Below are 2,428 nucleotides of genomic sequence, written 5' to 3'. Positions count from 1 at the left end.
AACTTTTAGGTTTATTCCTCCATTTGCGTAACTGTGTCCATCTGGATAAATATACTTTCCTTTTTCAGAATCGTAGTACGCTTTCTGGTGAAGTCTTGCAGATTCCTCTGCTGTCCAGTTCCAGATTTTCTCTTTTACTATATAGTTGATTAGTTTTTCTTCATCTGTACGGCCTTCGTAATTGTCTACTATGTATTTTGCTTGCTGATAAGATATTACATACCTGAACAGATGTAGCTGCTTTCCTAAATCCCCTTTCATGCCGCTTGGATAGTATGCTTTTTCTACAGTGCCTGCTAGGCTGCCCCAGAATTTATCATCGGGCTTCATATTTTTGTTTATCTTATCTGCTATGGCTCTTAGTTGGTCAGCTGATGATTTTTCATCCATTTTGTCCATCCCTGTAATTTTCATCAGTACAGATAGTTTCTTCTTGCTTTCGGAAGCGGATATGCTATCTGCCTTCCATGCATACCACATGTTATCAAAGACTTTAGTACCGACTATTTGAGTATCTCTATAACAGGATGCGATGGCTTCAGACATATTAGAAGATTGACCTTTTCTACCAAGCATCTCTTTGAAATACTTGCCAAATTCTTTAATGCTTTCTATTGGCCAGCCCTGTTTTTCCAGCAGAAGCACCTTGGCTGTAACATCTTCCTGATACTTCTCCCAAGTTTTGTCATCTATTGACTTAGGTCTTTTGATGCCGAACATGTTAATAACATCCAGTTCCTTTACCTCTTCCTTTAGCTTTGCTCGCCATGAAGCTGCCAGGTTTGGATGGAATGCGCCCGCTCTAAACGACTTACCGAGATCCGACAGGGCTGCGTTTATCTGTTCTGCTGTGCTGTCTCCGGTGCTGAATAGGTTCTTTGTGGCATTCTCTATATCGTAATACCTTAATTTGAAAACAGAAAGCTCGAATATGAGCTTTCTGAAAATTGTCTACTGACTTTGCTCTGCTAAACGCTCCTGTTCCGCTAGTCGTTCCTGCTCCGCCTTCTTGTCCATCTTGAACTGCTTTCGGAATTCTTCTACGGAGCCAGACAGTTTCTTTATGTCAGATCTATTGTATAGCCAGTAATAAGGGAGTTTTTCATCATATGATTTAACAGAGTCACCAGAGTAACCAAGTACATAGTTACCCTTTTTCGTTAAAAAAATCTTTTCTGTCATTTTTTCTCCATCTTTATACTTATTCCGATAAAAGAAATTTATTTTTTTATTTTTTACTGCTTTTACATCTTTAAACTCAACACCTGTGCGTTCCGTTAGAGTTAAAACATAATTCCCATTCTTTATTTCATAACTACCGAAAAACATCTCAATCTCTGGAGAGCTCCAATACCCATCTTCAAAATAGTCTTCTTTTTTCCTCCTACTGTCATCATGCATCAATATATACGTTTTATCATCTTTAAACTCAATATAGTACCTTGACTGCGTCCGTACAGGATATCTATTTCCAAATCCACAAATATACACCGTATTCATCTTAATATCTTTAACTGGCTGTGGATCCACAACCAGTTTCTTTATCGCAATAAGTGATAAAACAATTATGATTACTGTTATAAACAACTTAATCTTTGAGCTTACTGTTTTATACATGCGAATACCTCATTTCTAAACTTTGCCTGCCTTGTTTTTACTTCTTTAGCATATTTTCGCATTTCTTCAGATTCTGGAGCCTTATATATTGCATCATGACCTCCACCATCTTTTACCCGATTCCCATTATTATCAAGCACACATTTAGAGTTCTCTCTAAACTGTGGTTCATAGTTTGGGCTCGATGGTTCCACATCAAGCACCGTATGTACCTTGTCATTATGTCGTGCATAATTAAAGCTAGAACAGTTCACTTTGGCATCTTGAGTTGCCTTTTCATCTAAAAGAGTGAGAAATTTACCGTCACCATTAATTATAAACTCTGATCGGAATCTGGCATTGGTAACAACTTTGAGATTGATTCCTCCATTTGCTGTACTGTGTCCATTTGGATAAATATATTTTTCATTTTTTGAATCGTAGTATGACTTCAGATGCAGCCTTGTAGACTCCTCCGCTGTCCAGTTCCAGATTTTCTCTTTTACTATATAGTTGATTAGCTTTTCTTCATCTGTACGACCTTCGTAGTTGTCTACTATGTATTTTGCTTGCTGATAAGATATTACATATCTGAACAGATGAAGCTGCTTTCCTAAGTCACCTTTCATGCCGCTTGGATAGTATGCTTTTTCTACTGTACTTGCTAGGCTGCCCCAGAATTTATCATCGGGCTTCATATTTTTGTTTATCTTATCTGCTACTGCTCTTAGTTGGTCAGCTGATGATTTTTCATCCATTTTGTCCATCCCTGTAATTTTCATCAGTACAGATAGTTTCTTCTTGCTTTCGGAAGCAGATATGCTATCTGCTT

3 protein-coding genes are annotated in these 2,428 nt (G+C 37.6%); all 3 read right to left on the bottom strand.

The genetic code is table 11. The annotated features are described in order from the left end of the window. The coding region (locus AXF17_RS09140; protein WP_169711300.1) for a DUF3114 domain-containing protein at positions 1-720 on the bottom strand (720 nt) is incomplete at its 3' end. Positions 721-951: 231 nt separating this feature from the next. Further along, positions 952-1,617 (bottom strand): hypothetical protein, encoded by a 666-nt coding sequence (locus tag AXF17_RS02140; RefSeq protein ID WP_094233601.1) that lies wholly within the window; start codon positions 1,615-1,617, stop codon positions 952-954. Next, positions 1,602-2,428: DUF3114 domain-containing protein (locus AXF17_RS02135; RefSeq protein WP_157682619.1), on the bottom strand; the 827-nt coding region annotated here is incomplete at its 5' end. The genes AXF17_RS02135 and AXF17_RS02140, both read right to left, overlap by 16 nt.

The sequence above is a fragment of the Mogibacterium pumilum genome (assembly GCF_002243385.1).
GTDB classification, from domain to species: domain Bacteria; phylum Bacillota; class Clostridia; order Peptostreptococcales; family Anaerovoracaceae; genus Mogibacterium; species Mogibacterium pumilum.
Note: the sequence above shows the minus strand (reverse complement) of the source record. Positions and strands in the feature narration are given on the sequence as shown.

What these genes read in the sequence shown, in the direction of transcription:
- AXF17_RS02140 (WP_094233601.1), bottom strand. Translation starts at nt 1,617, where the DNA reads ATGTATAAAACAGTAAGCTCAAAGATTAAGTTGTTTATAACAGTAATC.